This window comes from Acrocarpospora pleiomorpha (assembly GCF_009687885.1).
Taxonomy (GTDB): domain Bacteria; phylum Actinomycetota; class Actinomycetes; order Streptosporangiales; family Streptosporangiaceae; genus Acrocarpospora; species Acrocarpospora pleiomorpha.
Window position 1 is genome coordinate 117543 of record NZ_BLAF01000029.1, and the last position, 24381, is coordinate 141923.

Here is a 24381-nt window from a genome sequence, read left to right on the forward strand (position 1 = left end):
AGGTCCCATGTCGCTGACCATGCATCCCCCCGTTCCCGCCGCCGTCGCCCCCAGAGACCGGTTCATCGACATGCTGCGGGTGTTCGGCATCGCGGGAGTCGTCGTGCAGCACTGGAGCGTGCCCGTGCTCCTGTACGCCGACGGCAGGCTCACCACCGGCAACGCGCTGGCCGCCATCCCGCTGGTCACCTGGCTGAGCCAGGTCATGCCGCTGGTCTTCTTCGCGGGCGGCGCGGCGAACGCGATCAGCTGGCGGAAGGGCGGCGACGGCTGGGTGGTGCGGCGGGTCGGCCGCCTGGGCTGGCCGGTGCTGCCGCTGGCGGCGGTGTGGTTGCCGCTGCCCTACCTGCTGGGCTGGCTGGGCGTGCCGGCGCAACCGGTCGAGGTGGCGTCGCGCATCGTGGGGCAGTTGCTGTGGTTCCTGGTGGTGTATCTGATCGCCGTGGTCGCGACGCCGTACCTGATCCGGATGCGGGCCGCGGTGGTGCTGCCCGTGCTGGCCGGGGGCGCGGTGGCCATGGACGTGATCAGGTTCACGGGGTTCGAACCCGCCGGATACCTGAATGTGGTGTTCGTCTGGCTGGCCGTGCACCAGATCGGCTTCCTGTACGCCGAAGGCCGCCTGGCGTGGCTGTCCGGCCGCAGGGCCGCCGGGCTGGCAGTGGCGGGGTTCGGGATGGTGGCGGCGCTGGTGGCGGCGGGACCGTACCCGATGAGCATGATCGGGATGCCGGGGGCGATCTCCAACATGGCGCCGCCGAGCGCCTGCCTGCTGGCGCTGTTCGCCGGGCAGCTGGGGCTGGCCATGCTGCTGCGGCCCGCGCTGAACCGGGTGGCCGCCCGGCCGAAGCCCGGCGCGCTGCTGGAGTGGCTGGCGCCCCGGATGATGACGATCTACCTGTGGCACATGCCCGCATTGGTGGCCGTGGCCGGGGTCGCGGTGGTCGGGTTCGGCCTGGACACTCCGGCGATCGGGTCGGCGCGGTGGTGGGCGCTGACGCCGTGCTGGCTGTTCTGCCCCGGCGTGCTGCTGGCCGGCCTGGTCCGGGTCCTCGGCCGGTTCGAGCAACCGCCCGCGTGGGTCGGCGGCTCGGCGGTGCTGGTCGGCGGGGGGCTCACCGCGTTGATGATCACCGGCTTCCAGCCTGGCCCGGTGCCGGTTCTCGCGTCGGCCGTGCTGCTGCTGGGCCTGGTCAGGACGCGAGTTGCCGTTCCGCGTCGTCGATGATCTTCTGCAAGCGGAGGCCGTGCCGGGCGTCCAGCGGGTGGCCGCCGCCCGCGCGCACGGTCTCCGCGAACGACGCCATCATCCGGGAGAAGATCTCCTCCCCCAGCTCGTTGCCGAGCAGGGAGGCGCTGCCCAGCTCACCGTACACGTCGATCCTGGCCGGGGGCAGCTCGCCGGTGGCCGCCATGCAGAGCGAAGCCTCGCTGACCGCGCCGGTCTCATGCTCCAGCAACAGTCCCACCCACCCGAGCGGGTTGCCGTGGGCCCGCACCGACGTGACCGGTCCGAGCGCCGCGTCCAGCAGATCGATCGTGTGCGGCCCGACGTCCAGCACCGCCCCCCGCTCCAGCCGCCACGGCGTGGCGAAATCGCCCCCGCGCAGCGCGCCGGAGATGTTCGCCGCATGCCCCCCGAACGGGCGCAGGGCCCGCGCCTTCGCCAGGAACTCCTCGGTGGCCCGCGAATACCGGAAGGTGTACACCATCTGGCTGGCCACCCCCGCCTCGCCGATCGCCTCGGCCAGCCGCCGCGCCCCGTCCAGGTCGGCGGCCAGCGGCTTCTCCAGCAGCAACGCCTTCCCGGCCCGCGCCGCCACGACCCCCAGCTCAGCCTGTACGGCGGGCGGCACGCTGAACGCCACCGCCTCGCAGACCTCCAGCAACTCCTCGATCCGCTCGAACGACGGCGCCCCGTGCTTGCCCGCCAGCTCCGCCGACGCCTCAGGACGCCGCGCCCAGACCCCGGCCAGGCGCGTGAACGGCCCTCTCGCCAGTTCGGGCGCGTGCACCATGCCCGCCCACGGCCCCGCCCCGATCAACCCAACCGACACCGGCTCCACCGCCGCCTCCTCCCTGGATCTTCAGGGCGAGACTAGCCGGTTGAGTACGCTCGGGCATGATGAGAGACCTATGGAACTCATTCTGCTGCGGCACGGCGAGACCGAGTGGAGCAGGGCGGGGCGGCACACCGGCCGCACCGACCTGCCGCTGACCGAGCACGGCGAGGAGCAGGCCAGGCTGCTCGCCCCGGAGATCAAGAAGCACCGGTTCGATCTCGTGCTGGTCAGCCCGGCGCGGCGGGCCAGGGACACGGCCGAACTCGCCGGGATCGGATCGTACGAGATCGAACCGGACCTGTGGGAGTGGGACTACGGCGGCTATGAGGGCATCACCACCGCGCAGATCAGGGAGACCCTCCCCGGCTGGTACATCTGGCGGAACGGCGTGATCCCGGGCGACGCGGCCCATCCCGGGGAGGACATCGAGCATGTGGGGCTACGCGCGGACCGGGTGATCGCCCGGGCGCTGGCGATGATGCGGACCGACCATCACGAACCCGGGCCCACCATCGCGCTCGTCGCGCACGGGCACTATCTGCGGATCCTGGCCGCCCGCTGGCTGGGGTTGCCGCCGGACCACGGCCGGTACCTGCGCCTGGACACGGGGACCTATTCTTCCCTCGGCTTCGAGCACGGCGAACATGTGATCCTGCGCTGGAACGCGCCTGTCAGCTGACGTTCAACTGACGACGGGGGCGGGCTGCGGACCTCGGCCGGTGAGCCACTCCAGGACCTTACGATGCCCTCTGCGGGCGTCCTCGAAGTGGCCCCACCGCCAGTATCTGGGCTGGTCCCGCACCCCGGTGACCCAGGTTCGATAGGCCACCGGGCGCGGCTGACCGTCGCTCGGCTCCGTCGCCGAAGCGACGCCGTACGTTCTGATCACGACGCGTCCGCCAGGCGCGAACAGCACGTCGTCCGCCACCGGGTACAGGGTCATCTGGTCCAGCATCACAAGCCCCCCTATTTGACTGGGTCCCACTCTGCCGGATCCTTGTTACACCCCCCGCGCCCATGGGTTACGCGCGTGCGCGTCGTGTAAAAACGGCGTTACACGAGGAGGGTGTCGAACTCGCCGTCCTTGACTCCGAGCACCAGTGCGCGGATCTCGTCCCGGGTGTAGATCAGGGCAGGACCTTCGGGGAAGCGGGAGTTCCGGACGGCTACCCCGCCGTCGGGAAGCTCGGCCAGCTCCACGCAGTTGCCGGTGGAGTTGCTGTAGAGGCTCTTCCGCCATAGGACGCCGTAAAGGTCGTTCGACGGCATGCCGTTATATGTCTGCATACAAGTTCTCTCTCAGAAGATCTTCGAGCAGATCCCGGGTGCCACCCGGCGTGGTGCTCTCCACGCACAGCTGCTCCATGGCCGTGAGGTACGGATCGATGTCCTCACGTTTGTCCAGGTACAGAGCACCCCAGAGTTGCTCGACGTAGACCACGTCCGACAGGTCGGACTCCGGAAAGCGCAGGATCGTGAACGCCCCGCCTTCGGCAGCGTGCATCCCGAAGCGGAACGGCATCACCTGCAGCGTGATGTTGGGCAGCCTGGCCACCTCGAGCAGATGCTCGATCTGCTCGTGCATGATCTTCGGCCCCCCGATGGGCCGGCGGAGCGCCGCCTCGTCGATGACCGCCCACAGTCTCGGCCCGTCCTTCTGCTTGAGCCGTTCCTGTCGCTGCATGCGCAGATGCACGCGCTGTTCGATCGCGTCTTCCGGGGCGTCCGGAAAGCCGAGCTGGACGACGGCTCGTGTGTACGCGGCGGTCTGCAGCAGGCCGGGCACGAACTGCACCTCGTAGGTGCGGATCACGCTCGCCGCCTCCTCCAGCCCCACGTACGTGACGAACCAGTTCGGCAGGACTTCGCCGAACTTGTGCCACCACCCCGGCGTGTTCGCCTCCCGGACCATCTCCAGGAGGCCACGTCGATCGGCGTCGTCCAGGACGCCGTACAGCGTGAGCAGGTCTTCGACATCACGTGTCTTGAATCCGACCCGCCCGAGCTCCATCCGACTGATCTTGGACTCGGAGGCGCGGATGTGGAATCCGGCCTCTTCTCGGGTGAGATCCCGCTCCTCGCGCAGCCTCCGCAGGCTGGCGCCCAGCATGATGCGCCGAACAGTGGAGCCGGACCCCGGCGGATCGATGGACACGTGATCATTCCTCCGGTATGTGGACTGAACACCAGTCTGTCAAAGATCGCCCCCTTCTTCCCAGGGTCGTTTTGAGTAACCGTAGCGCTTGCCGCGACCATCTGCACGTGCATTCGCTATTGCACATGCACGGGAGATTGCATCATCATGATCTCGTGCACTCCATGCTCCAGTGGTCCACGCTCGACTGGTGGCCTCCGGTGGGCTGGTGGCCGCATCCCGCGCGAGATCTGCTCGCCGGCAGCACCGGATGCGCCGCCAGCGCGACCTTCGTACTGCCCCCGCGCGCCGAGTCGATTCACTCGGCCAGGAGCTTCGCGATGGGCACCCTGGCCGGGTGGGATCTGGCCGGCCTGGCCGACGGCATGGAGCTGGTCGTCTCCGAGCTGGCCACCAACGCGCTGCGGCACGGCATGGAACCCGGCGTGCCCCGCCGCCGCGAGGTCATCCGGCTCTCCCTGGTCCGCCAGGGCTCGCTGGTCACCTGCGCGCTGACCGACCCCGGCACGGCCGAGCCGGTCAAGCGCGACCCCTCACCGTTCGAACCCGGCGGCCTCGGCCTGCACATCGTCGAATCGATCAGCGTCCGCTGGGGCTGGTGCCCGCTAACCCCCCAAGGCAAAGCGGTTTGGGCAGTTTTAGCCGCATAGTACGGGAACATGGGCCGGGGTGGGTCCGCGCGGCCCGGACCGCACGGACCTACCCCCCGGTCTGTGTTCATGGCCGGGTCGGCCGAGCTGTTCTTGAGGCTTGTGTGGCATGTGGGGATTTGGTTCCTGGAATTCCCGGCCGTATATCCGGGAATCACCTCCGATCGCGTTCTGGTGTGCTGAGGTGGAGTCGAGCACGCTGCGCGGAGGGAGCGGGAGAACAGGAGAATGACCTTTTCGGAGCGAACTGCGCAGAATATCTTGATCTCACGTGCGTCACCACCGCGGCTTCCCGATGGCCTGAGAGATCTGTGATGGACGATCACCTAATCGCCTGGCTGACAACTCTCGACGAAGATCGACTCGCCCGCGTCCTGGCCAACCGCCCGGACGCCATCGCCGCGCCCTGGCCCCGGCGGCTGGACGCGCTGGCGCACCGCCTCGGCAACACCTTCGCCGTCATGGAGGTCATGCGCGGCCTGCCGCTGCCCCCGCTCGAGCTCCTGCAGGCGTGCCTGGTGATCGGCGGCCGGCCGACCGAGGACGAGCTGGCCCGCTTCCTCGGGGTGAGCACCTCGGAGGTGATCCCCTGGCTGGACCGCCTGTACGACTGCGCCCTGGCCTGGCCGGGACAGGACGGCCGGATCCACCTGGCCGAGGCGGTCGCCCGCTGGTGGACCGCCCCCTGCGGGCTCGGCGAGCCGCTCCTCACCTACCTCGACTCCTGGATGCTCAACACCGAGGGCGTGCGGCGGATCTGCCGCACGCTCGGACTGGCTCCGCAGGGCGGGAAGCGGCAGATGGTGGCCCGGGTCACCGCCCTGCTCAGCGACCCGGAACGCCTGACCGAACTCGTCACCACCGCGCCGGACGGCACGGTCGGCGTGCTCGACGACTTCGCCTGGGACGGTCCTGTCCGCAGCGTGGACGGCAACCGCTTCCTCAACGCGGGCACGCCGGAGAAGTGGGCGGCCGATCGGGGGCTGCTGTTCCGGACGCAGTGGGACGTGGCGGAGATGCCGCGTGAGGTGGCGCTGGCGTTGCGAGGCCCGGAGTATCACGGGCCGTTCACGCCGTACCCGCCGGATCTGGCCCACATCCAGGTCGATCGGGACACGGTCGAGTACGCGATGTGCCTGGCCGCGCCGCACGTGCTGGATCGGGCGACCGCGCTGCTGGAGAACACCGACAAGACGCCGCTGCCGCTGTTGAAGAACGGCGGGGTCGGGGTGCGCGAGGTGCGCCGGGTGGCCAAGGAGACCGGCTGCTCGGAGGAGGAGACCCGGCTGTTCCTCGAGGTCACCGCGGTGGCCCGGCTGCTCGCGCTGGACGAGGCCGCGGGCGGCCTGGTGCCCACCGACCGGTTCGACACCTGGCGGCTCGAGGACGCGCCCGCCCGGCTGCGCACGCTGCTGGCCGCCTGGTGGCGGATGGAACGCTCGTCGCTGCGCCGCAGCGACGGCCGCTACCCGGCCGTGCTCGGCGACGACCCCGCCGGGGAGACCATCGCCCGGATCCGCTGGGCGGTGCTCGGCGCGCTCACCGAGGTCCCGGACGGGTACGCCTTCGCCACCCTGCAGGAGCTGGTGCAGTCGGTGCACTGGCGGGCGCCGCTGCTGGACCGGGAGCTGCTCGCCGAGTGCGCGCCCGGGATCCTGGAGGAGGCCCGCCTGCTCGGTCTTGCCGCCCACGACTCGCTCACCGATCTGGGCCGCGCCCTGGCCGCGCTCGGCCAGGTGGCCGGCAACGAGAACGACGAGACCGTCCCCGAGGTCGAGTACGACCCGGTGCTGGCAGAGCGTTCCGTCCGCGCCCTGGCCAGCGCCCAGCGCACCGCCCTGTTCGGCGCCGACCTGACCGCCGTCGTGACCGGCCCTCCCGCCGCCGAACTGGCCTCGCTCCTGGATCGGGTCGCCGACCGGGAGTCCAAGGGCGCGGCGTCGGTGTGGCGGTTCACCCCCGCCACCGTACGGCGGGCGCTGGACGCGGGCGCCGGGGCCGACGCCCTGCTGGACCAGCTCGCCCAGGTGGGCACCCTCCCCCAGCCGCTCATCTACCTGATCAGGGACGTGGCCCGCCGCCATGGCGAGGTCACCGTCACCACGGTCGGCTGCATCATCCAGGGCAGCGACCCCGCCCTCCTGGCCGAGATCGCCGGCCACCGCCGCCTGGCCAAACTCGGCCTGCGCCTGCTCGCCTCCTCGGTCCTGGCCAGCTCCGCCCCCGCCGACCGCACCCTCGCCGCCCTCCGCGAAGCCGGGTACGCCCCCGTCCCCGTCAACGACACCGGCGAGATCGAGATCCGCCGCGAACCCCAGAGCGGCCGCCTGATCCTGCTCCCCGGCGGCCGAGTCGCCGAACTCGACCCTTTGCCACTGCTCACCGAACCACCCCCCGACCCCCACGAACACGCCAAACGCCTGATCACCACCCGCGAAGAGGCCAAACAGAACGGCCAGACCTGGGCCCTGATCGGCCGCATGGCCACCCGCCTCCCCACCGCCGAACAATCCCTCCTCGGCTTCGTCGTCGACCGCGGCGTCCGCGCCTTAATCACCTTGTCCGACGGCGTCACCGCCACCGTCAGCCACGGCGAACTCCACTCCGGCGTCTTGGACGCCTGGTGCGAGGAAGCCGGCGACTACCTCGAATTCCCGTTGAACGAAATCGCCTCAGTCACCGCTTCGACCTAAGGGCGGAGCGTGAGGGTTTCCGTGGACGCGGATTTCACGGCTTTCTCCGTGGACGGCCAGGGTGTGGTCTGGCCGTTCGACCATAGGTCGGATTGGTTGTTGTAGTTGGGGTGGAAGGCGTGGCCGGAGGAGCCGGTTAGGTTGATCCAGCGGGAGTTGTCGAGGTTGGAGAGGTCGACGATCATGCGCATGGAGGGGACCCAGTCGACCTCGTAGCCGTTGGCAGGGTTCCAGCCGGTGGCGTTGACGGCGTCCTTGCTGCCGGAGGTGCGGATGGGGCCCCGGTTGAAGAGCCACTCGATGGGGGCGATGCCGGAGGTGCCGAAGGTTTCGTTGGTGAGTCGCAGGGTGTGGAGGTCGCCCCAGCGCCAGCCGGCGGGGTCGTCGCCGAGGAGGTCGGCGATTTCGGCGTCGGCGTCGGCGAGGGCGGCGGACAGGATGTCGTCCCGGGTCTCGACCCCGTTCTTGGTACGGACGTCGTCCCACCAGGCGGCGTCCTCGTCCTCCAGGAGCCTGCGCATGACCTCGAACCAGCGGTCGTTGCCGGTCGGGCGGGCGTCCTCCGGGAGTTCGTCGTCGAAGACGCGGGCGAGCAGGTTCTTCCAGACGACGTTGAAGTAGGCGGCGCCCGCGGAGTCGCGGTCCTGCTGGAAGTTCCAGCTTTCGAAGAGTTCGGTGCCCCGGCCGATGGTGCGCATCAGGTGGGGGACGAGAACGGGCGCGAAGCCGTTGGCGGAGTCCATCTGGATCTCGCCCATCGTCTTGGCGGTCATCTTGCCGGAGGCGAGCACGTCCTTGATCCGGTCGATGATGCGCTGCGAGCGGTAGCCGTACGACCAGTCGGCGGTGAGGAATGGACCGTAGTCCGGGCCGACGGCGGCGTTGTTGGCGGTGGCGATGAAACCCTCAGGCGGGTTGTAGGAGAAGGGCAGCTCGGCGAAGGGGATGAAACCGGTCCATTCCTGCTCGCCCGTCCACCCGGCACTCGGCCATTGACCGTTGCCCCCGGCCCTGACCGGTATCTTCCCCGGCGCCTGATACCCGATATTTCCGTCTACATCCGCATAAATCAGGTTCTGCGAGGGCGCTTCGAACTTGGACGCCGCAGCCCGGAACTGCTCCCAATTCTCGGCCTTGTTCAGCAGGAACACCGAATTCGCCGTCTGCCCGGGATCGAGCGCAGTCCACCGCAGCGCGACCTCATGCCTCTCTCCGGTTTCCGCGCCTGTCGCTGATTTCTCTCCGGTTTCCACGCCAGGCGCTGGCGATTCAGTGGGTTCTGACAGGTTCCTGGCCGCACCGGGAACGGCGACGGCCGCGCTTTCCAGCACGTCGGAAATGATCGGACCGTGCTTGGTCGATCGAATCGTGAGCTCCACCGGCGCGCCCCCGGCGACCTTGATCTGCTCGGTCCGCGTTTCGAACGGCGTCCAGGTGCCCTCGACCTCGTACGTTTCCCCCTTGACCCGCTCAACGTACAGATCAGTGACATCCGGCCCGAGATTGGTGAACCCCCACGCGATGCGGTGATTGTGCCCGATCACCACCCCAGGCAGCCCCGAGAACGTATATCCCGACACGTCATACGGACAATCCGCCGTCCTGGTGCGGCAATGTAACCCCGCCTGATACCAGATCGACGGAATCCGCGGCCCAAGATGCGGATCGTTCGCGAGCAACGGCTTCCCCGTGTCCGTGAATTTCCCGCTCACAACCCACGAGTTGGATCCGATGCCCTTCCGGTCGGTGCCCTCCGTACCAATAAGGGAGGGAACCTTCCGGAGCACCTGGGACACCCGGCGGAGCGCCGACGCGGACGTCACAGCCGGGGCGCCGGGGTCGAACGCGCCGTCCTTGACGCCTCCGGTCGCGACGATCGGCCGGTGCCGGTCGTAGGGGTAGGCGGGGAACAGCTCGTTGACCCGCTCGACCGGCAGCACGCTCGCGTCCAGCGCGCGTTCGAGCTCGTCGTCCATGTTGGAACGCAGATCCCACGCCATCGCCTTCAGCCAGGCCAGCGAGTCGGCGGGCGTCCACGGCTCGGGCGTGTAGCCGCCGTTGGTGAGCTTGAGCACCGCGAACTCCAGGCTCCGCGCCGCGAACCCGTCGTTCTCGGCCAGCCACGCGTTCACCCCCGCCGCGTACGCCTCCAGACCACGTTTCGCCTCCGGAGCCAGCAAAGCAAGCTCTTGCTCGGCGACCCGCCGCCAGCCGAGCGTTCTGACGACCTTGTCGATGTCGAGCGTGGACGTACCGAATAGCTCCGACAACCGCCCCGCGGTCGTCTTCCGCCGGAAATCCATCTCCCAGAACCGGTCCTGCGCGTGCGTGTACCCCTGCGCCCGGAAAAGATCATCAGCGGTCTCCGCAAAGATCTGCGGAACCCCGTAAGCGTCGCGATACACGGTCACCGGCGCGCTCAGCCCAGGCAGCCGCAGCTCGCCGTCAGTCTGCGGAAACGACCGCCGCACAATCCAGGTGCCGACCCCAGCCAGCACGACCGCCAGCACCACCAACACGGTCAAAACCCGGAACAACCAGCGAAGCGGCCAAGCAAATCGTGCATAAGGCGCTAACTTGACCATTCCCTGACCTTTCCTGGCATTGTGCGGATCAAAGTATCCAGGTCGGGGATGTGAGCTTGATTACCCGAGGGTAGCTATTAGGACACGAGCCCACCATCCAGGCCGCATGGCACGAGATTGTCGGTACCTATCCGGGCACGGGCGCTCCATCCAGACGACCGCCCGAGACGAGATTGCCAGTACCCATCCGGACACGAGCGCTCCATCCAGACGACCGCCCGAGACGAGATTGTCGATACCTAGTCGGACACGAGCGCCTGCGCCAGCAGCTTGCTCTCTATCCGGGCACGCTCCGGCCCGAGTTCCGCCGCGACCGCCGCCGCGTGCTCCGCCCCGAGCGGCGCGAGCAGCGCGTGCGCGAGCACGGCGGGATCATCCGCGGGCCGTACCTCCGCGAGAAGCATGCGCAGGTGGGCGTGCCAGAACCGGTAGGCCCCCACCCGGTACCGCGCACCCGGGCTCGATGTCTCGGAAACCCGGAGCAGGTCAATGTTCTCGAACAAGTACCCGGCATAAACCTCAACGAAAGCGACGATTCGCTCCTTCGCCGGAGCCCCCGGCCCGACCGGCGGCGGCCCCGCCAGCACCGCCTCCTGCAGGAGCTTCTCCTTGTTGTCCAGCAACGCGAACACCAGCCCCGACTTATCGCCGAACCGGCGAAACAGCGTCCCCTTCCCGACCCCTGCCTCCGCCGCGACCGCGTCCATGGAGACGTTGTCGACCCCATGCTCCCGAAACAGCTTGATCGCGGCCGCGAGCACCTTCTCCCGGTTCCGCGCCGCGTCCGCCCGCTCCTTGGGTGGTTCCTCCCGGAAAATCTGCAACAACCGCGGCTCGTCCATAGACCGGACTTTAGCCTTGACCTGCCAGCGACTGCCCCCGCCCGGACGCACTGCCCATTGCTACCGAACTCCGCACCGGCGCAGGACCAGCAGGGCCAGTGCCCGGGTCACGTCCCGGAGCTCACGCAGATCCACCTGCTCCCTCGGCGCATGCGCGAACCGGACATCCCCCGGACCATAGTGCAGGGTGGGGATCCCCGCCCCCGCGTAGATCCGCAGGTCACTGCCGTAGGGTGCGGCAGTCGTCCCGGGACGGGTGCCCGTGACGTCCTCGACCGCCCGCTCCGTCTCGCCGAGCAGCGGATGACCGGCGGGCAGCCGCCCGCTGGCGAACCGGCCACCCGGCCAGGTGATCGCGACCGGGTTGGCGAGCAGCCACGGGTCGTCGATCCCGACCAGCGCCTCCTCCAGTGCCGCCGCCGCGTCGTCCGGATCCTCGTCCAGGCGAACCCCGAGGCGGCCTTCGGCCACCAGCAGATCCGGCACGCTACTCGCCCAGTCACCCGCGCGGACCGTGCCCACCTCGATCGGGTACGGCGTCGCGTTCCCCGCGAACAGCCGATCCGGATCGCGGTTACGCTCGGCCTCCAGCTTCCTGATCGCGGTGAACACCGGCCAGAAGGCCTCGACGGCGTTGACGCCCTCGTAGCGTGTGGCCCCGTGCGCGGCGCGTCCGGCGACTTCCAGGCGGAACGTCAACGCTCCCGCGTTGGCGGTGATGATATTCCCGCTGGTGGGTTCGGTGATCACGGCCGCCTCGCCGGTGTGGCCGCGCAGCATGGTCGCGAACGCGCCCAGACCGCCGTCTTCCTCGCTGACCACACAATGGAGGGCAAGCGGGCGCGCCAGCCGTACTCCCGCGACCCGCAGGGCGGTCATGACGGCCAGGTTGGCGGCCAGCCCCGCCTTCATGTCGCAGGCGCCCCGCCCGTGCAGGGTGGTCGCGGTGAGCCGTGCCCCGAAGGGATCGTTTCCGTCCCATTTGGCCAGATCCCCCGTCGGTACCACGTCCACATGCCCCTGCAGGATCAGCGCGGGCTCGCCCTCCCCTTCGGTCCTCCCGACCACGCCGTACCCTTCGGCGCGCGGCGCCTCCGCGCCCGGATAGTCCGGATGCCCGCGAAGCATCTCCAGGTCGAGCTTCCACATGTCCACATCGAGCCCAAGCTCCCCCAGCCGCCGGGCGCACTCCCCCTGCAACTCCGACTCGTTGTCGCCACCGGTCACGCTCGGCACCCGTACGAGCTCGGCCAGCAGCCGCACGGTCCCAGCCTCATCAATGGCATCCAAAACCCGCGTTTCCACACTCATGCGGAAACTGTACGACCTGTCCTAGTTCCGTCCGGGACTGACTTCGAGGGCTGCCTGCCGGGCGGCGACCAGGCTCTCGTCCAAAGCCGCCCGCAGTTGCTCGAGATTGCGGGACAGCCGTTCGATCTCCCCTTTGGCCAGGTCGTCCCGCACGGTGCTCGCCAGGAGATCCTGGTATTCGTCCGCCTGGTCGGCGAGCGCGCGCAGCTGATCATGCGCTTGGAAGAGGCGGTCGGCCTCGCGGACCCGGGCGGCGTAGCGCTCCAGCGCCTCGACCCGGCTGGTCACCGAGGCGACCACCGTGTCCAGGGTCTCCCGCATCGGGGCCAGCGCCTCCTCGACCGGAGCGGCCACCCCGCCGGCGAGCAGCTGGGCCTGATCGGCCCGCAGCCGGGTCACCCTGCTCAGCGCCTTGGCGATCTCCCACTCCTCCACGGGCAGGATGACCTCGTGATCGGCCGCGTCCAGCAGGCCCTCCTGGTAGACGGTGGCCTTCCGCACCCGCCGGATCGCCTTCTGCGCGCGCACCACCAGCACCCGGCCGGCGTCGTCGAAATCCTGATCCACCAGGAACCAGCCCGGATTGGCGTGCGCGAGCTCGGCCAGCCGCTGCCTCGGCAGGGTACGCGCCCGACGTAACGCCGACAGCACGCCGAGAACCACCGCGAGCAGCAGCGCGGTCTGGATCACGCCCAGCTGGGGCGTGACCCAGAAGTAGGTCAGCAGGCACAGGACGAAGCGCATCGGGGCCCGCCAGCCGTCCTTCTTGTCCGACCCGTAGCGAGACCAGGGACTGCCCGTGCGCACGTGCCGTACCAGCGCCGGGTCGGCCAGGAGCGCCTTCCTGGTGTCGGCGGGGATGTCCGGGTCCAGAATGGTGCGCGCCCGTTTCCCGGAACGCTCCGGTCTCTGCGGCTCCGGAAGGCCGGCTCGCCGGACCACTACCCTGACCCAGTCCGCGGGCATATGGCTGTCGAAGGCGGTGTCATCCGGTTCGATGACGACGGAAACCGTGCCTTCGCCCTGGTGCCTGGTGGCGACCGGCCCGATCATGGACGCCGGATAGCGCACCCAGTAACCATCGCCCGAGCTCTGGCACCGATACTGCCCCGGTGCCACGTCGATCCCGACGACGTACATACCGTCGCCGGGAATACGGTCCTCATATTTCACCGCCACCCGCAACGCCCCCTTTACCGTGACTTTACCCATCGGTACCCGGGGACGAGCGGATCACATCAGCTGATCGACACCTTCGTGAACCGCGCCTCGAACCCCTTTCCGACCGGCGCCGCCGCCATCGCCCCCGCCAGTGCGGGCACCCCCGGCGGGAAGTACGCCAGCCGGATCATGTTCACCGGCTCACCCCCGTCCACCCCATACCGCACCGTGACCGCGTCCCCCTCCCGATGCAGATCGATGGTCACCGACGACGGCGACCCCGGCGCGGGCAACACCGACCAATCCGAGAACTCCCGCGTCACCACCACACTGATCTGCAAGGCCCCGTCCACGAACTCGGTCCCCGCCTTGATCCAGTTCTTCTCGTCGATCCGCAGAATCGCCCCCGCCTGGTCGTACTGCTCCGCGTAGTCCGCGTCAAAGGTCACGGTCACCCGCAGATCCCCTTCGACCACCCGCCCGTACATGGGGGCGTTGTCGAACGAGTACCCGTAGTGCGTCTGCTGCCACAGGTCCGTCTTGGTCTCGACGTTGACGGTCAGCGTGCCCTCGCCCGCCGACCACGACTTCGGTTCATTGATCCATTCCATGAGATGGATCGTCCCATGAGAGCGCTCTCATGGGGAGCCCCTCGTACCACGACCTGGCCTGAAGTCCCAAACCTGGCCGACCGCACGGCCAAGGCCCCCCGCGCCAGTGTGGCCACGGCGGACGTTGCCGATGTGACCGCCCCGGCCTCTGCGGCGCTCTTCTACCGCTACGCATTAGCGATGCCTATCCCAGACGCGGCGGTACTCGCTTACAAATCGATCCACAGTTGGCGCAAAGAATGCAGTCTCGTCCACTCCGTCTTCACGCCGACCCAGCTTCTCGCGAATGCGGAGGTTGAAAGGTTGAGGTGGGGCGGCGTGGGTCAGCGGATGAGGAGGGCGTCGCCGAGGACGGCGCCGCGGCTGTTGCCGTTGGCGTTTTCGCCGCCTACGCGGACGGTGGTGATGCGGAGTTTGACGTTGCCTTCGATGGGGACTGAGATCTTTTCCTGGGAGGCGTACTTCATGCGTTTGCGCAGGAGTTGGCGGCCGTTGCCGGAGATGGTGAACTCGACGACCGCGTCGGGGCTGAGGGCGTCGTTGAGGCCGATGGTGGCTTCCAGGCGTTTGGCTTTGCCGTCGAGGGTGTATTCGGCGAAGCTGGCGTCGCCGATGTTCCAGACGCCGAGGCCGACGCTTTTGACGAAGATCTGGCCGTTGATGGCGAGGGGGTCCACGCCGTAATCGTCGCCTCGGTCTATGTCCAGGTCGGCCAGGTATTCGGATTGGCCGATGGGCATGTCGGTGGGGGCGGTTTCCGTGGGGAGGGCCGTGGTCGCGGTCGGGGTGGGCTCTGGTGTCGGGGCGATGACGATGTTCGCGCTGGGGCTCACGGTGACGGTGGCGGTCACGGATTCGGTGACGGTCGCGGTCGGGGTCGTGGTGGAGGCGCTGGTGAGTTCGGTGGGGGCGACTGGGCCCCAGAAGAACATGGCGAGGCCGACGACCACGGCGGTCACCAGGATGGCCACGATGACGGCGATCTTGTTGGTGCCTCCGCGTTTGGGGGCGTTGTACTGTTCGTAGGGAACCGGCAAATTCGCGGTCACCGCTTTCACCCCATTCCACACGGCGAATAGGGATGAAACGTAGCCGCAACCAGCCAGGGTTCGTCACCCGATTATCAACCCGTTATCCGGACATAAATCCCGATGTCACGAAATTTCGGGACTAATGGTTGGTCACAAGATGGGGACGAGGAGAAAGTCAGGTACCCGATCTCCATTTTGGTGGTGGCCGGAATCTACTCCGTGCCGTCCGCCGGCAGGCGCTCCGGCAGCCCGAGCCGCGGGAACTGGTCGTCGTGGAACGTGACGATCTCGGTGATCGCCCCGCCGGTGACGCGCAGGACGTCGATCGTCAGCGGCAGGTACGCGCCCTCCCGCTTCCGCCAGAGGTAGAAGGCGACGGCGGGCTGCCGGTTCACGGAGGTGAGGACGGTGCGCAGGTGCTTCAGGTCCAAGAAGCCGCTCTCGACCCAGTCGTTCACCACCGTCTCGCGGCCGACGTACAGGCCCGGCGTGGGCGGCATCGAGCAGCGGACGTCGTCCCGCAGCAGTGCGGCGAGCCCGTCGATGTCGGTGGCCACGCTGGCGTCGGTATAGCGGCGCACCAGCTCGCGCGTCCCGGCGTCCTCATCCCCGCCGGTCCAGTCCTGCCGCTCGGCGGGCAGGTGCTCCCGCATGCCGGCGCGGGCCCGCTGCAGCGCGCTGTTCACGGAGTTGACGGAGTCCCCGAGGAGCTCCGCGACGTCCTTGGCCGGCCAGCCGAGCACGTCCCGCAGGATCAGCACCGCCCGCGGGCGCGGCGCGAGGTGCTGGACCGCGACCAGGTACGCCAGCTCGATCGTCTCCCGCGCGAGGGCGAGGGTCTCCGGCTCGTCCGCGTCGCCCGCGGGCAGCTCGTCGAGCAGCCGGTCCGGGTAGGGCTGCAGCCACAGCACCTCGCCGCCGGTCGCCGGCTCCGGGCGGCACTTGGCGAGCAGGTCCAGGCAGGCGTTGGTGGCGATCCGGTACAGCCAGGCCCGGAACGTCGACCGCCCCTCGAAGGTCTCCCGCCGCCGCCAGGCACGCAGGAACGTCTCCTGCACGGTGTCCTCGGCGTCCTCGAACGACCCGAGCATCCGGTAGCAGTGCACGTGCAGCTCCCGCCGGTGCCGCTCCGCCAGCCCCGAAAACGCCGGCTCGTCGACCTCACCCAGACCGCTCCCGCCCAGACCGCTCCCGCCCGGCTCCTCCAGCCGCGTGTCCGCACTCATCACGTCATCCTTCCGCCTCGTCGTGTCCCGTCGTAGATGTGACGGGTGCGGGCGCGACAACTCATCACTCCAGGCGTTCGTAATAGGCGGGAAGGTTTTGCCAGGGGTTGGGGCACGCGCCGCTGGTGACGAATATCGTCTGGGCCAGCCGGGTGGCGCCGCGTTGCACGAATCGGCGGGCCCAGCCGGGCACGCCGTACACGAGATGGCAGAACTGTTCGGGGAAGCGGGCCCACGCGGGGGCGTTGACCGCGCGGTAGGAGGTCCATGGGCCTTCGAAGGTGACGAGCAGGTCGGTGCAGGCGGCGTAGCCGGGGTCGGGGTAGACGCCGGGGTTCAGGACCAGGCGGCCCTGGCCGCGCAGGGCCGCGGCGGCGACCCGGTAGTGGGAGAGCCGGTCGGCGTTCGCCGCGACCTGGTCGAGGAAGGCGCCGCCGACGCCGTACCAGGAGCGGTAGCGGCGCGCGTCCACTACCAGCTCCCGGATCGGCCGGTCACCGTAGGCGGTGTCGAGGTATCCCAGGACTTCGACGCCGGCCGCCAGCAACGGCTCGAGGACGCGGACGAAGTCGGGGTCCCTGGTCGTGCCGGGCCCGCTGTCCACGTTCAGCACCACGGTCTTGGGCGGCCGCGCGGCCAGCCGCCGCCAGGCCGCCTCCTGGGCGACCGGATGGAAGTACGCCGGAACCAGCACGCTCACGCCGGAACCTCGTTCCAGGCGTCCGCCAGCGAATCCCGCAAGGCGATCCTCGCCTTCCAGCCCAGCGCGGCCCCGATCGCCGTGACGTCGGCGCACGACCACGGCAACGCCGAACTCCCCTCCGAAGCGGACACCACCCGCCCTTGCCACGAAGCCACTTCGATCATGAGCTCCACCAGATCCCGTACGGCTACCGCCCGCCCGGTCCCCACATTCAGCACCGGCGGCAACACCCCCGGAGCGAGCGCCGCGGCCACGATCGCCTCCGCCGCGTCCCGGACATCCACGAAGTCCCGCACGTCACTGGTCACCCCCAGCCGCAACTCGCCGCCGGCCCGCATCCCCGCCACCAGCCGCCCGGTCAGACTGCCGACCGGCGCCCCCGGCCCCACCGGATTGAACAGCCGCAACACCACTCCGTTCCGGACCATCCCCGCGACCACGCGGGTCCCCGCCAGCTTGGTCAGCCCGTACTCGCCGAGCGGCCGGCATTCCGCCCCCTCCCCCACCGGCACGTCATGGGCCCCGTACTCGGCCGCCGACCCGACATGCACGACGCGCGCGTCCGGCACGACTTCCCCCACGGCCCGCACCAGCCGAGCCGCCCCGACCACGTTCCCGGCCACCAACCGCTCCGGCGACCCGTGCACGACCCCGGCACAGTTGACGACAGCCCCCGGCCGCAGATCCTCCAGGATCCGGCGGATCTGAGCGTGCGGCGTCTCGGCCAGATCGAGGTCCGACCGGCTGGGGGCCGCGACTTCGACGGCCCCCAGCCGCTCTCGCACATGCCGTCCGACGAAACCGGAAGCACCGACGAGCAGCACGCGCATGTCACACGCCTCGCAGCAGTGCCGGACGCAGCAAATCGAATTCCGCGTTGGCGCGGTCGTAGTCGTCCGGCCGCCCGATATCCAGCCAGTGCCCGTCGAAGTCGTACTGCGCCGGATGCCTCCCCTTCCGGAGCAGATCGAGCACGAGCTCGTCGAAGCCCAGGGGTAACCCGGGCGGGTAGCCGTAAAGGCATTGTTTGGAAATGGCGTACACCCCCATGCTGACCCGGTAGTCGATTGTGGGTTTCTCGGTGAATTCGACGATGCGGCCGTCGGCGGCGGTGAGGACGCCGAAGTCGATGGTGACCTCGCGGCGGTAGGTGGCGATGGTGAGAGGGGCGCGGCCCTGGCGATGGCCGTTGAGCAGGTCGCCGAAGTCGAGGTCGGTGAGAATGTCGCCATTCATGACCAGGAACTCGGCGGGGAGCGTGTCGAGCATGGTGAGCAGGGGGCCCATCGTGCCGAGGGGTGAGGTTTCCAGCGCGTAGTCGACGCGCAGGCCCCACTGGGTGCCATCCCCCACATACGCCCGGATGAGGTGCCCGAGATGCCCGATGGCCAGCGTCGCGGTGGTGAAGCCGCGTTCGCCGAGCTGGCGCATGATGATCTCCAGGATGGAGTACTGCTCGCCGATCGGCACCAGCGGTTTGGGCAGCGTGGTGGTGTACGGGCGGAGGCGAACCCCTTTGCCACCCGCCAGGATCACTGCGTGCACGAATCCCTCACACGTTGTAGATGGTCGTCTTGTACCGGTCGAGGTTGCTCGGGAACCAGGCCGCGCATGCCTTGAGCCCGTCGTCGAGCGTGTATGCCGGAGCCCAGCCACGCGCCCGAAGCCGGGAGCTGTCACAGACGAGCCGCATGACCTCGGAGTTCTCCGGGCGCAGCCGTTCGGTCTCGCAGCTGAACTCCACCGAGGCGCCCATGATCTCGGCGATCTTCCCGGCCAGGTCGCCGATGGAGATCTCCTCGCCGGTCCCGGCGTTGAACAACTCGCCCTCGACGCCCTCGGCCGTCCCGAGATGGGCGAAGGCGGCGGCGGTGTCCTTCACGTACAGGAAGTCCCGGGTCGGGCTCATCGCGCCGAGCCGTACCGAACGGGCCCCGGCGGCGATCTGGCCGATGATCGTCGGAATGACGGCCCGGGCCGACTGGCGCGGGCCGAAGGTGTTGAACGGCCGGAGCGTCACGGCGGGCAGCCCGAAGCTGAGGTGGTAGCTCTCGACGAGCTTGTCCGCGCCCAGCTTGGAGGCCGCGTAGGGCGACTGGGCCTGCAGCGGATGCGCCTCCGAGATCGGCGCCGAGCGCGCGGTGCCGTAGGTCTCGCTGGTCGAGGTGTGCACCAGCCGCCCGGCGGAGGCGTCCCTGACGGCCTCCAGCACGTTGAGCGTGCCCAGCACGTTGGTCTCCACATACGACCGGGGGGCGGTGTAGGAGTACGGAATCGCGATCAGCGCCGCGAGATGGTAGACGACGTCGGCCCCGGCCACCAACTGCCGTACGCTGCCGGGATCGCGCACGTCGCCGGGCACGACCTCGACCGAGGCGAGCACGTCGGGGGCGAGGGTGTCCAGCCACCCCCAGCTTCCGAACGAGTTGTACTGGGCCATCGCGCGCACCCGATGGCCGCGCTCGACCAGCAGTTCGACGAGGTGGGAGCCGATGAAGCCGTCGGCTCCTGTGACAGCGTGCATTCGCATCGCAAGCCTGTTCTGTAGGGGATCATCTGTGCAGGGAGGTGCGCGCGACCGCCGACCAGGCGTGGCAGGTGATCGCGAGCAGCAGCGCGAGATGCGCGGCGAGCTGGATCCCGGGCGTCTTCGGCGCGGCCAGTTCGGCGGCCAGGGTGACGGCGAAGAGCCCGAGCACGGGACCGTTGATCCCGCAGGACTGCAGAATGAGCGCGACCAGCACCGCGCCCCCGAGCGCGAGGTTGACCGCCAGCAGGAGCGGCTCCGGCCGCGCGAGCGCCCACGCCAGCGCGGTGAGCACGAGCAGCACCGCGAGATACCGGCCGAGCGCGCCGAACAGTTCGGCTCGGACGGCGCGCGCGAACCGCAGCGCGGTGGCGGTCCGGCCGAGCAGCAGGTGCCCGCCGCGCCGGAACCGGAACACCGCCCATTCGGCGGCGCCCATGCTCAGCGACAGCGGCACCATCGCCGCCGCCCCGTTCGTCCCCACGGCGAGCAGCCCGCCGCAGAGCGCCCCGAACAGGGCAGGAGGGACCGCGCCGAGCAGCCGCCCCCGCGTGACGGCCTTGGCGGGAGTCCGGCTGACGACTTCGGCGAGCACGACGGCCTCGGCGACGGAGAGCGCGCCCGCCGCCCAGACCACCCACGGCGCGGGCCACCCGCTGGCCAGGTGGACCGCGCTGACCACGCACCCGGGAACGAGCACGGCCAGCAGCACCAGTTCCCCGTCGGCGATCAGGATTACCCCGGCCGCCAGCAGGTAGGCCGCCTGCCCGACCGCGAGCACGATCCCGGCCACGCTCGCGGAGGTCAGCACGCCGACCCCGGCGATGACGGGCACCAGCACCGCCAGCCCGAGCCGCAGCGCCCGCCGCGCGACCGCCAGCCCCGCCTCCCCGTGGCCGATCGCCACGTAGGCGAGATACGCGGCTCCTTGCCCGTACGCCCATGCCAGCAGCAACGAAACCACCAGCACGACCGTGGACCCCGTCACCGCCTGCGCCGCGGTGACGTAACACAGCCCGGGTAGCCCGAACAGGATCCCCCGGACGGCATGCCGCCCTGGACTCCCATCCCACGGCATGGGAACGTCCGCCGTCGGCTCGACCGGCTTGCGCGGCACGCTTCGATACAGCTCCTCCGCGTACGCGAACACGTCCGGATGCCCGTGCCGCGCGGCGGCCTCGTCGGTCAGCCCGCCGAACTCCAGTCCGGCCGCGATCTCCAGCGGATCGACCGCGTTGGCGCACAGCTCACGCACCTGATCGTCGACCGGCTCCGGCAGCAAGGTGGGCGCGCTCATGCCGCCACCAGCCGCGGATAGAGCGTGCGAAAACTGTCCACGGCCCGATCCACGGTGAACAGCCCGAGCGCGCGTTCCCGAGCCTCCGCGCCCAGCCGGTTGCGCAGCTCGTGATCGTTGAGCAGGGTCAGGCACGCCGCCGCCATCGCCTCCGGATCACGCGGCGGCACCACGAGCCCGGTCCCCGCGACCGCCTCCCGCACCCCGCCCACATCGGTGGAGACCGTCGCCCGCCCGGTCGCCATCGCCTCGATCAGCGTGTACGGAAACCCCTCCGAAATACTCGACAACACCACGACATGCCCCGCCGTGTACGCGTCCCGGATGTTGTCCACCCGCCCTTCGAAGGCGACCGGCAGATCCCCGGCCAGCTCCCTGCACCCGGCGAGATACTCCTCCCGCCCGGCCGGAGTGCCGCCGAACACCCGCAACCGCGCCTCCGGCAGCTTCGCGTGCACCCGCCCGAACGCCAGGATCAGCGTCTCCAGATCCTTGATCGGGTCGATCCGCCCGGCCCAGCTGAGCGTGGGCGCCTCCGGCTCGGACCCGGCCGGCTCGAACTGCTCCGGGTCCACACCGTTGTAGACCGTACGCAACCGGGCCGGATCGGCCCCGCACCGCACCTCCCACCGGATGTTGAACTTGTTCCCCGGCGTAATCAGGCTCGCCTCCAGATACGCCGCCGCGCACAGCAGCCGCAGAAAGCTCAACATCAGCGCCTTCACCGGCCACCGATACGGCGAGTTCCGGAACCCCAGATACCGCTCCCGCAGATACACCCCATGCTCGGTGAGCACGAACGGCGTGCCTTCGGTCCACTTCGCCGCGAACGCGGGCAGCACGGCGAGCCCGTTCGCCACCACGTGGGTGACGTCCGCCGCGGGCGCCGGGTGGAGCAGCGGGCGCAGCGAATGCTCGATCAGATCCACCGCCGTGACCGCGTCCCGCACGGTCGGCGTCACCCCGATCCGCTCGAACTCGGCCCGCCGCGCCTCCCACACGTCCAGCACGCAGCGCACCGAGGTCTCGCCGCAGAGCGGGACGCCGCCGCGCAGCAGCTCGCGCAGCAGGGCGCCGAAGCGGGCCGCCGACCCCTGCCAGGGGTCGAGCATCAGGTCGAGCATCTCGCGGAACAGCTCCTCGAAGCGTCTTCTGGTCCGGCCTCTGGGCGGGCGGCCGGGTGGCCCGCCCCACAGCGGGATGGGCGTGACGGTGGCGTTGCCCGGCAGCTCCCAGGCGAGGCTCTCCCGCCCGGTTCCGGTGATGGCGCGCAGGTCGAAGCGGTATTCGGGCATGCCGCGCACCAGCTGGTCGCACCAGACGCTGACGCCGCCGTGGTGGTGGGGGTAGGTGCCCTCGGTGACCATCGCGATGCGCATGGGTGTTACGGCAGCAGCAGCTTGATCGGCTGGAGCAGCGCGTTGCGCTGGTATGCCGACAGCTCGCCCGCGTACGCGGAGCCGAACGGGCTGCTGCCCAGGTTGAGCAGGTTGGGGACCCTGGTCCCGGTGGGGGCGGTCAGCGGGACGTCCAGGTTGTCGGGGGCGTCCACGTAGACGACGCCGTTCTGGATGTAGCCGGTGACCTGGTTCATGTTCTGCTGCCAGAGCCGCATGCGCCTGATCTCGGCGCCGATGGCCGCGGTGCGCAGGTTCACGATGGGGGTGTTGGCCGAGAACAGGGTGCCGTACTGGGTGAACAGGCCGGAGAGCACCTGGTAGAGCAGATGGTCGCCGGTCAGGTTGGACTGGTGGGCGTAGTGCGGCCAGGGCAGGCCGCTGAGCACGTGCCGCAGCGCGTTGCGTACCTCGATGGGCGCGATGTGCTGGGTCCAGCCGGAGGCAGGGTCCAGCGGCGGGACGCAGGTGGTGGTGGCCGGGTTGTCCTCGCAGATGCCGGATCCGCCGTCGGCGCGGCTGTTGTAGATCCAGTTGTACTCGTCCACCTCGTCGGCGACGGTGGCGACGTTGTAGAAGATGTTCATCGGGTAGCGCGGCACGGTGAACGCGCCGCCGACCGGGCGCTGCGCCGGGTCGCGGGAGGCGTCGCTGCCGATCCACTTCACGCCGGTGCTGTTCAGCGCCGGGGCCAGGTTGGGGTTGTCGACCGGCTGGCGGGGCTGCAGGAACAGGCCCGAGTGCTCGCCGGTGACCAGCTCGGTGGTGTCGACGGGGAGGCCGTGCTGGGTGGCGAACTGCTTGTTGCGGTTGATCTCGTCCTCGATGGTGGCCCCGGACGTCCAGACGATCTGGCCCTGCGCGTTGGTCGCGCATCGCCACGGCAGGACCGAGAAGTCCTGGGCGCAGCCGAGGAACGGGTGGGTGTAGGTGTGGTTGCTCCACCGGAACCTGGCCTTGTTGGCCTTGAGGCTGGTCAGCAGCGGGTCGGAGCCGCCGTGCTCGGCCGCGTAGAGCACGCTGCCCACGCCGTTGTAGTAGAAGTCCAGCGTGAAGCCGCTGGCGTTCTGCCACTGGACGGCGGTGGTGACGTCGGCGGGTGTCATCCGGATGCCGGTCTCCGGGACGCCGGGCGGGCAGTCGCTGGCCGGCGTGCAGTTGTTGACCGGGTCCCATTTGGTGTCGTCGCCGAGCACGTCGTCCACGTGCACGGCGAAGTAGTTGCGGTCGTAGCCGAAGTGCACGCCCTTGGTGAGCCAGCTGATGATCCCATGGGAGATCATCTGGAACTGCTTCTGGTTCTGGTTGAACGCGGCCGTGACGACCATCTCGCTGCGCCCGTCGTGGGTGTAGACCCCGGCGAGCACGCCCTGGGTGGCGCTGTTCGGGACGGGCGCGGTGACCAGCGGCTGGAAGCTCCGGCCGCCGGCCGGGTCGTCGGGCAGCGGTGTGGCCAGGTAGCCGTAGCTCTCGCCGACCACGGGCGACTCGTCCTCGAACGGCACCTGCCCGGCCAGGTACGGGAACGGCCCGCCGGGGACGACCGTGGCGGTCATGCCGTCCAGGGTTCCGGCGTATTCGGGATAATTGAGGCCGACGTCCGGGTAGGCGTACACGTACGCACTGAGCTGGCGGATGCCGAATTTCCGCTCGAAGTTCACCAGTGCGGTCATTTCCGCTTGATTGGTGAAGGGATTGGCGTTCGGCAGGATCACGCCCTGGAACTTGGCCCGGTCGGACGCGCCGACCGTGTCGGCCAGAAATCCGGGGGTGATGATCGGCCGGCCGGGGCTGGTGAGATCCACTTTCTGGTACGGCACGCCTTCGGAGTCCATCGCGTGCGCGATCGCCTCGGTGGACGGGGTGCCGTCGGATACGAGCAGGATCTTCATATTGATCATTGGTTCGGCGGCGTGGGCCGCGGTCCCGGGAATCAGGACGAAGGCCGAGGTCAGACCGAGGACAGCCGGACCGAATCTGCGCACGAATGCCACCATGCCTCCTATGGGGAAATCCAGACATGTGCCATATCTGCGGCCTTTTCCTAATGAAGGCGCGAAATGGCTATCTGGTGAGATCGCAAGGCATAGTTATAGCGGCGGGTTCCTTATTGACGGGGAGTCTCAGAG

Annotated in this window: 22 protein-coding genes; 4 read left to right on the top strand and 18 right to left on the bottom strand. The window is 69.4% G+C overall.

What is annotated here, in order from left to right:
- Nucleotides 1–7 precede the first annotated feature (7 nt).
- Nucleotides 8–1228, top strand: a complete 1221-nt coding sequence (locus tag Aple_RS25550; protein WP_155347231.1) for an acyltransferase family protein — start codon at nucleotides 8–10, stop codon at nucleotides 1226–1228.
- Here the strand turns inward: Aple_RS25550 and Aple_RS25555 are convergent.
- Nucleotides 1194–2066: a Gfo/Idh/MocA family protein gene (locus Aple_RS25555; RefSeq protein ID WP_174889875.1), complete on the bottom strand. Its 873-nt coding sequence runs from the start codon at nucleotides 2064–2066 to the stop codon at nucleotides 1194–1196. The two genes, Aple_RS25550 and Aple_RS25555, sit on opposite strands and share 35 nt — an antisense overlap.
- A gap of 70 nt (nucleotides 2067–2136) precedes the next feature.
- On the opposite strand from Aple_RS25555, the gene Aple_RS25560 reads away from it, so the two are divergent.
- Nucleotides 2137–2742 carry a histidine phosphatase family protein gene (locus Aple_RS25560; protein ID WP_155347232.1) on the top strand — a complete coding sequence of 202 codons (606 nt, stop codon included), beginning with the start codon at nucleotides 2137–2139 and terminating at the stop codon, nucleotides 2740–2742.
- Nucleotides 2743–2745: 3 nt separating this feature from the next.
- Here the strand turns inward: Aple_RS25560 and Aple_RS25565 are convergent, their stop codons facing one another.
- From Aple_RS25565 to Aple_RS25575, 3 genes are all read right to left on the bottom strand, one after another.
- A complete protein-coding gene (locus Aple_RS25565) occupies nucleotides 2746–3006 on the bottom strand; it encodes a hypothetical protein (protein WP_246264767.1) in 261 nt (86 codons plus the stop codon).
- A 110-nt stretch (nucleotides 3007–3116) separates the two neighbouring features.
- Entirely contained in the window at nucleotides 3117–3350 is a 234-nt protein-coding gene (locus Aple_RS25570; protein WP_155347234.1) for a DUF397 domain-containing protein, read from the bottom strand.
- Nucleotides 3337–4173, bottom strand: coding sequence for a Sco1979 family transcriptional regulator (locus Aple_RS25575; protein ID WP_218038506.1), 837 nt, complete (start codon nucleotides 4171–4173; stop codon nucleotides 3337–3339). The genes Aple_RS25570 and Aple_RS25575 overlap by 14 nt, the downstream gene beginning before the upstream one ends.
- A gap of 209 nt (nucleotides 4174–4382) precedes the next feature.
- On the opposite strand from Aple_RS25575, the gene Aple_RS25580 reads away from it, so the two are divergent.
- Together Aple_RS25580 and Aple_RS55635 are read left to right on the top strand one after the other, a co-directional pair.
- On the top strand, nucleotides 4383–4868 hold the full coding sequence (locus Aple_RS25580; RefSeq protein WP_155347270.1) for an ATP-binding protein: 486 nt from the start codon (nucleotides 4383–4385) through the stop codon (nucleotides 4866–4868).
- Between the two features lie 314 nt (nucleotides 4869–5182).
- Nucleotides 5183–7561 (top strand): helicase-associated domain-containing protein, encoded by a 2379-nt coding sequence (locus Aple_RS55635; RefSeq protein ID WP_155347236.1) that lies wholly within the window; start codon nucleotides 5183–5185, stop codon nucleotides 7559–7561.
- Here Aple_RS55635 and Aple_RS25590 read toward each other — a convergent pair.
- From Aple_RS25590 to Aple_RS25655, 14 genes are all read right to left on the bottom strand, one after another.
- Nucleotides 7558–10146 (bottom strand): penicillin acylase family protein, encoded by a 2589-nt coding sequence (locus Aple_RS25590; RefSeq protein ID WP_155347237.1) that lies wholly within the window; start codon nucleotides 10144–10146, stop codon nucleotides 7558–7560. The genes Aple_RS55635 and Aple_RS25590 overlap by 4 nt on opposite strands.
- A 239-nt stretch (nucleotides 10147–10385) precedes the next feature.
- Nucleotides 10386–10988, bottom strand: coding sequence for a TetR/AcrR family transcriptional regulator (locus Aple_RS55640; protein WP_174889876.1), 603 nt, complete (start codon nucleotides 10986–10988; stop codon nucleotides 10386–10388).
- Between the two features lie 60 nt (nucleotides 10989–11048).
- Nucleotides 11049–12299, bottom strand: coding sequence for an ArgE/DapE family deacylase (locus Aple_RS25600; RefSeq protein WP_155347238.1), 1251 nt, complete (start codon nucleotides 12297–12299; stop codon nucleotides 11049–11051).
- Between the two features lie 21 nt (nucleotides 12300–12320).
- Complete coding sequence (locus tag Aple_RS25605; protein ID WP_155347239.1) at nucleotides 12321–13511, bottom strand: Rv1352/Rv1906c domain-containing protein; 1191 nt, start codon at nucleotides 13509–13511, stop codon at nucleotides 12321–12323.
- A 26-nt stretch (nucleotides 13512–13537) separates the two neighbouring features.
- A complete protein-coding gene (locus tag Aple_RS25610) occupies nucleotides 13538–14071 on the bottom strand; it encodes a DUF1349 domain-containing protein (protein WP_155347240.1) in 534 nt (177 codons plus the stop codon).
- 323 nt (nucleotides 14072–14394) lie between these two features.
- Nucleotides 14395–15120, bottom strand: a complete 726-nt coding sequence (locus Aple_RS25615) for an NPCBM/NEW2 domain-containing protein (RefSeq protein WP_155347241.1) — start codon at nucleotides 15118–15120, stop codon at nucleotides 14395–14397.
- A gap of 194 nt (nucleotides 15121–15314) precedes the next feature.
- Nucleotides 15315–16328 (bottom strand): RNA polymerase subunit sigma-70, encoded by a 1014-nt coding sequence (locus Aple_RS25620; RefSeq protein WP_155347242.1) that lies wholly within the window; start codon nucleotides 16326–16328, stop codon nucleotides 15315–15317.
- Between the two features lie 64 nt (nucleotides 16329–16392).
- On the bottom strand, nucleotides 16393–17028 hold the full coding sequence (locus Aple_RS25625; RefSeq protein WP_218038504.1) for a spherulation-specific family 4 protein: 636 nt from the start codon (nucleotides 17026–17028) through the stop codon (nucleotides 16393–16395).
- Nucleotides 17025–17861, bottom strand: a complete 837-nt coding sequence (locus Aple_RS25630) for an NAD-dependent epimerase/dehydratase family protein (RefSeq protein ID WP_155347243.1) — start codon at nucleotides 17859–17861, stop codon at nucleotides 17025–17027. Before Aple_RS25630 ends, Aple_RS25625 begins: the two co-directional genes overlap by 4 nt.
- A gap of 1 nt (nucleotide 17862) precedes the next feature.
- Nucleotides 17863–18576 carry a nucleotidyltransferase family protein gene (locus Aple_RS25635; protein ID WP_155347244.1) on the bottom strand — a complete coding sequence of 238 codons (714 nt, stop codon included), beginning with the start codon at nucleotides 18574–18576 and terminating at the stop codon, nucleotides 17863–17865.
- Between the two features lie 7 nt (nucleotides 18577–18583).
- Nucleotides 18584–19555, bottom strand: coding sequence for an SDR family NAD(P)-dependent oxidoreductase (locus Aple_RS25640; protein ID WP_281361612.1), 972 nt, complete (start codon nucleotides 19553–19555; stop codon nucleotides 18584–18586).
- A gap of 28 nt (nucleotides 19556–19583) precedes the next feature.
- Complete coding sequence (locus Aple_RS25645; protein WP_155347246.1) at nucleotides 19584–20855, bottom strand: hypothetical protein; 1272 nt, start codon at nucleotides 20853–20855, stop codon at nucleotides 19584–19586.
- On the bottom strand, nucleotides 20852–22234 hold the full coding sequence (gene pelF, locus Aple_RS25650; RefSeq protein ID WP_155347247.1) for a GT4 family glycosyltransferase PelF: 1383 nt from the start codon (nucleotides 22232–22234) through the stop codon (nucleotides 20852–20854). The genes Aple_RS25645 and pelF overlap by 4 nt, the downstream gene beginning before the upstream one ends.
- 5 nt (nucleotides 22235–22239) lie before the next feature.
- Nucleotides 22240–24237, bottom strand: a complete 1998-nt coding sequence (locus Aple_RS25655) for a hypothetical protein (protein ID WP_155347248.1) — start codon at nucleotides 24235–24237, stop codon at nucleotides 22240–22242.
- Between the last annotated feature and the right edge of the window lie 144 nt (nucleotides 24238–24381).

Coding starts and splice junctions, on each gene's coding strand:
- Aple_RS25620 (WP_155347242.1), bottom strand. CDS start 16,328: ATGAGTGCGGACACGCGGCTGGAGGAGCCGGGCGGGAGCGGTCTGGGC.
- Aple_RS25600 (WP_155347238.1), bottom strand. CDS start 12,299: ATGAGTGTGGAAACGCGGGTTTTGGATGCCATTGATGAGGCTGGGACC.
- Aple_RS25560 (WP_155347232.1), top strand. CDS start 2,137: ATGGAACTCATTCTGCTGCGGCACGGCGAGACCGAGTGGAGCAGGGCG.
- Aple_RS25605 (WP_155347239.1), bottom strand. CDS start 13,511: ATGGGTAAAGTCACGGTAAAGGGGGCGTTGCGGGTGGCGGTGAAATAT.
- pelF (WP_155347247.1), bottom strand. CDS start 22,234: ATGCGCATCGCGATGGTCACCGAGGGCACCTACCCCCACCACCACGGC.
- Aple_RS25590 (WP_155347237.1), bottom strand. CDS start 10,146: ATGGTCAAGTTAGCGCCTTATGCACGATTTGCTTGGCCGCTTCGCTGG.
- Aple_RS25610 (WP_155347240.1), bottom strand. CDS start 14,071: ATGGAATGGATCAATGAACCGAAGTCGTGGTCGGCGGGCGAGGGCACG.
- Aple_RS25640 (WP_281361612.1), bottom strand. CDS start 19,555: ATGCACGCTGTCACAGGAGCCGACGGCTTCATCGGCTCCCACCTCGTC.
- Aple_RS25645 (WP_155347246.1), bottom strand. CDS start 20,855: ATGAGCGCGCCCACCTTGCTGCCGGAGCCGGTCGACGATCAGGTGCGT.
- Aple_RS55640 (WP_174889876.1), bottom strand. CDS start 10,988: ATGGACGAGCCGCGGTTGTTGCAGATTTTCCGGGAGGAACCACCCAAG.
- Aple_RS25570 (WP_155347234.1), bottom strand. CDS start 3,350: ATGCAGACATATAACGGCATGCCGTCGAACGACCTTTACGGCGTCCTA.
- Aple_RS25550 (WP_155347231.1), top strand. CDS start 8: ATGTCGCTGACCATGCATCCCCCCGTTCCCGCCGCCGTCGCCCCCAGA.
- Aple_RS25575 (WP_218038506.1), bottom strand. CDS start 4,173: ATGCTGGGCGCCAGCCTGCGGAGGCTGCGCGAGGAGCGGGATCTCACC.
- Aple_RS25565 (WP_246264767.1), bottom strand. CDS start 3,006: ATGACCCTGTACCCGGTGGCGGACGACGTGCTGTTCGCGCCTGGCGGA.
- Aple_RS25580 (WP_155347270.1), top strand. CDS start 4,383: ATGCTCCAGTGGTCCACGCTCGACTGGTGGCCTCCGGTGGGCTGGTGG.
- Aple_RS55635 (WP_155347236.1), top strand. CDS start 5,183: ATGGACGATCACCTAATCGCCTGGCTGACAACTCTCGACGAAGATCGA.
- Aple_RS25630 (WP_155347243.1), bottom strand. CDS start 17,861: ATGCGCGTGCTGCTCGTCGGTGCTTCCGGTTTCGTCGGACGGCATGTG.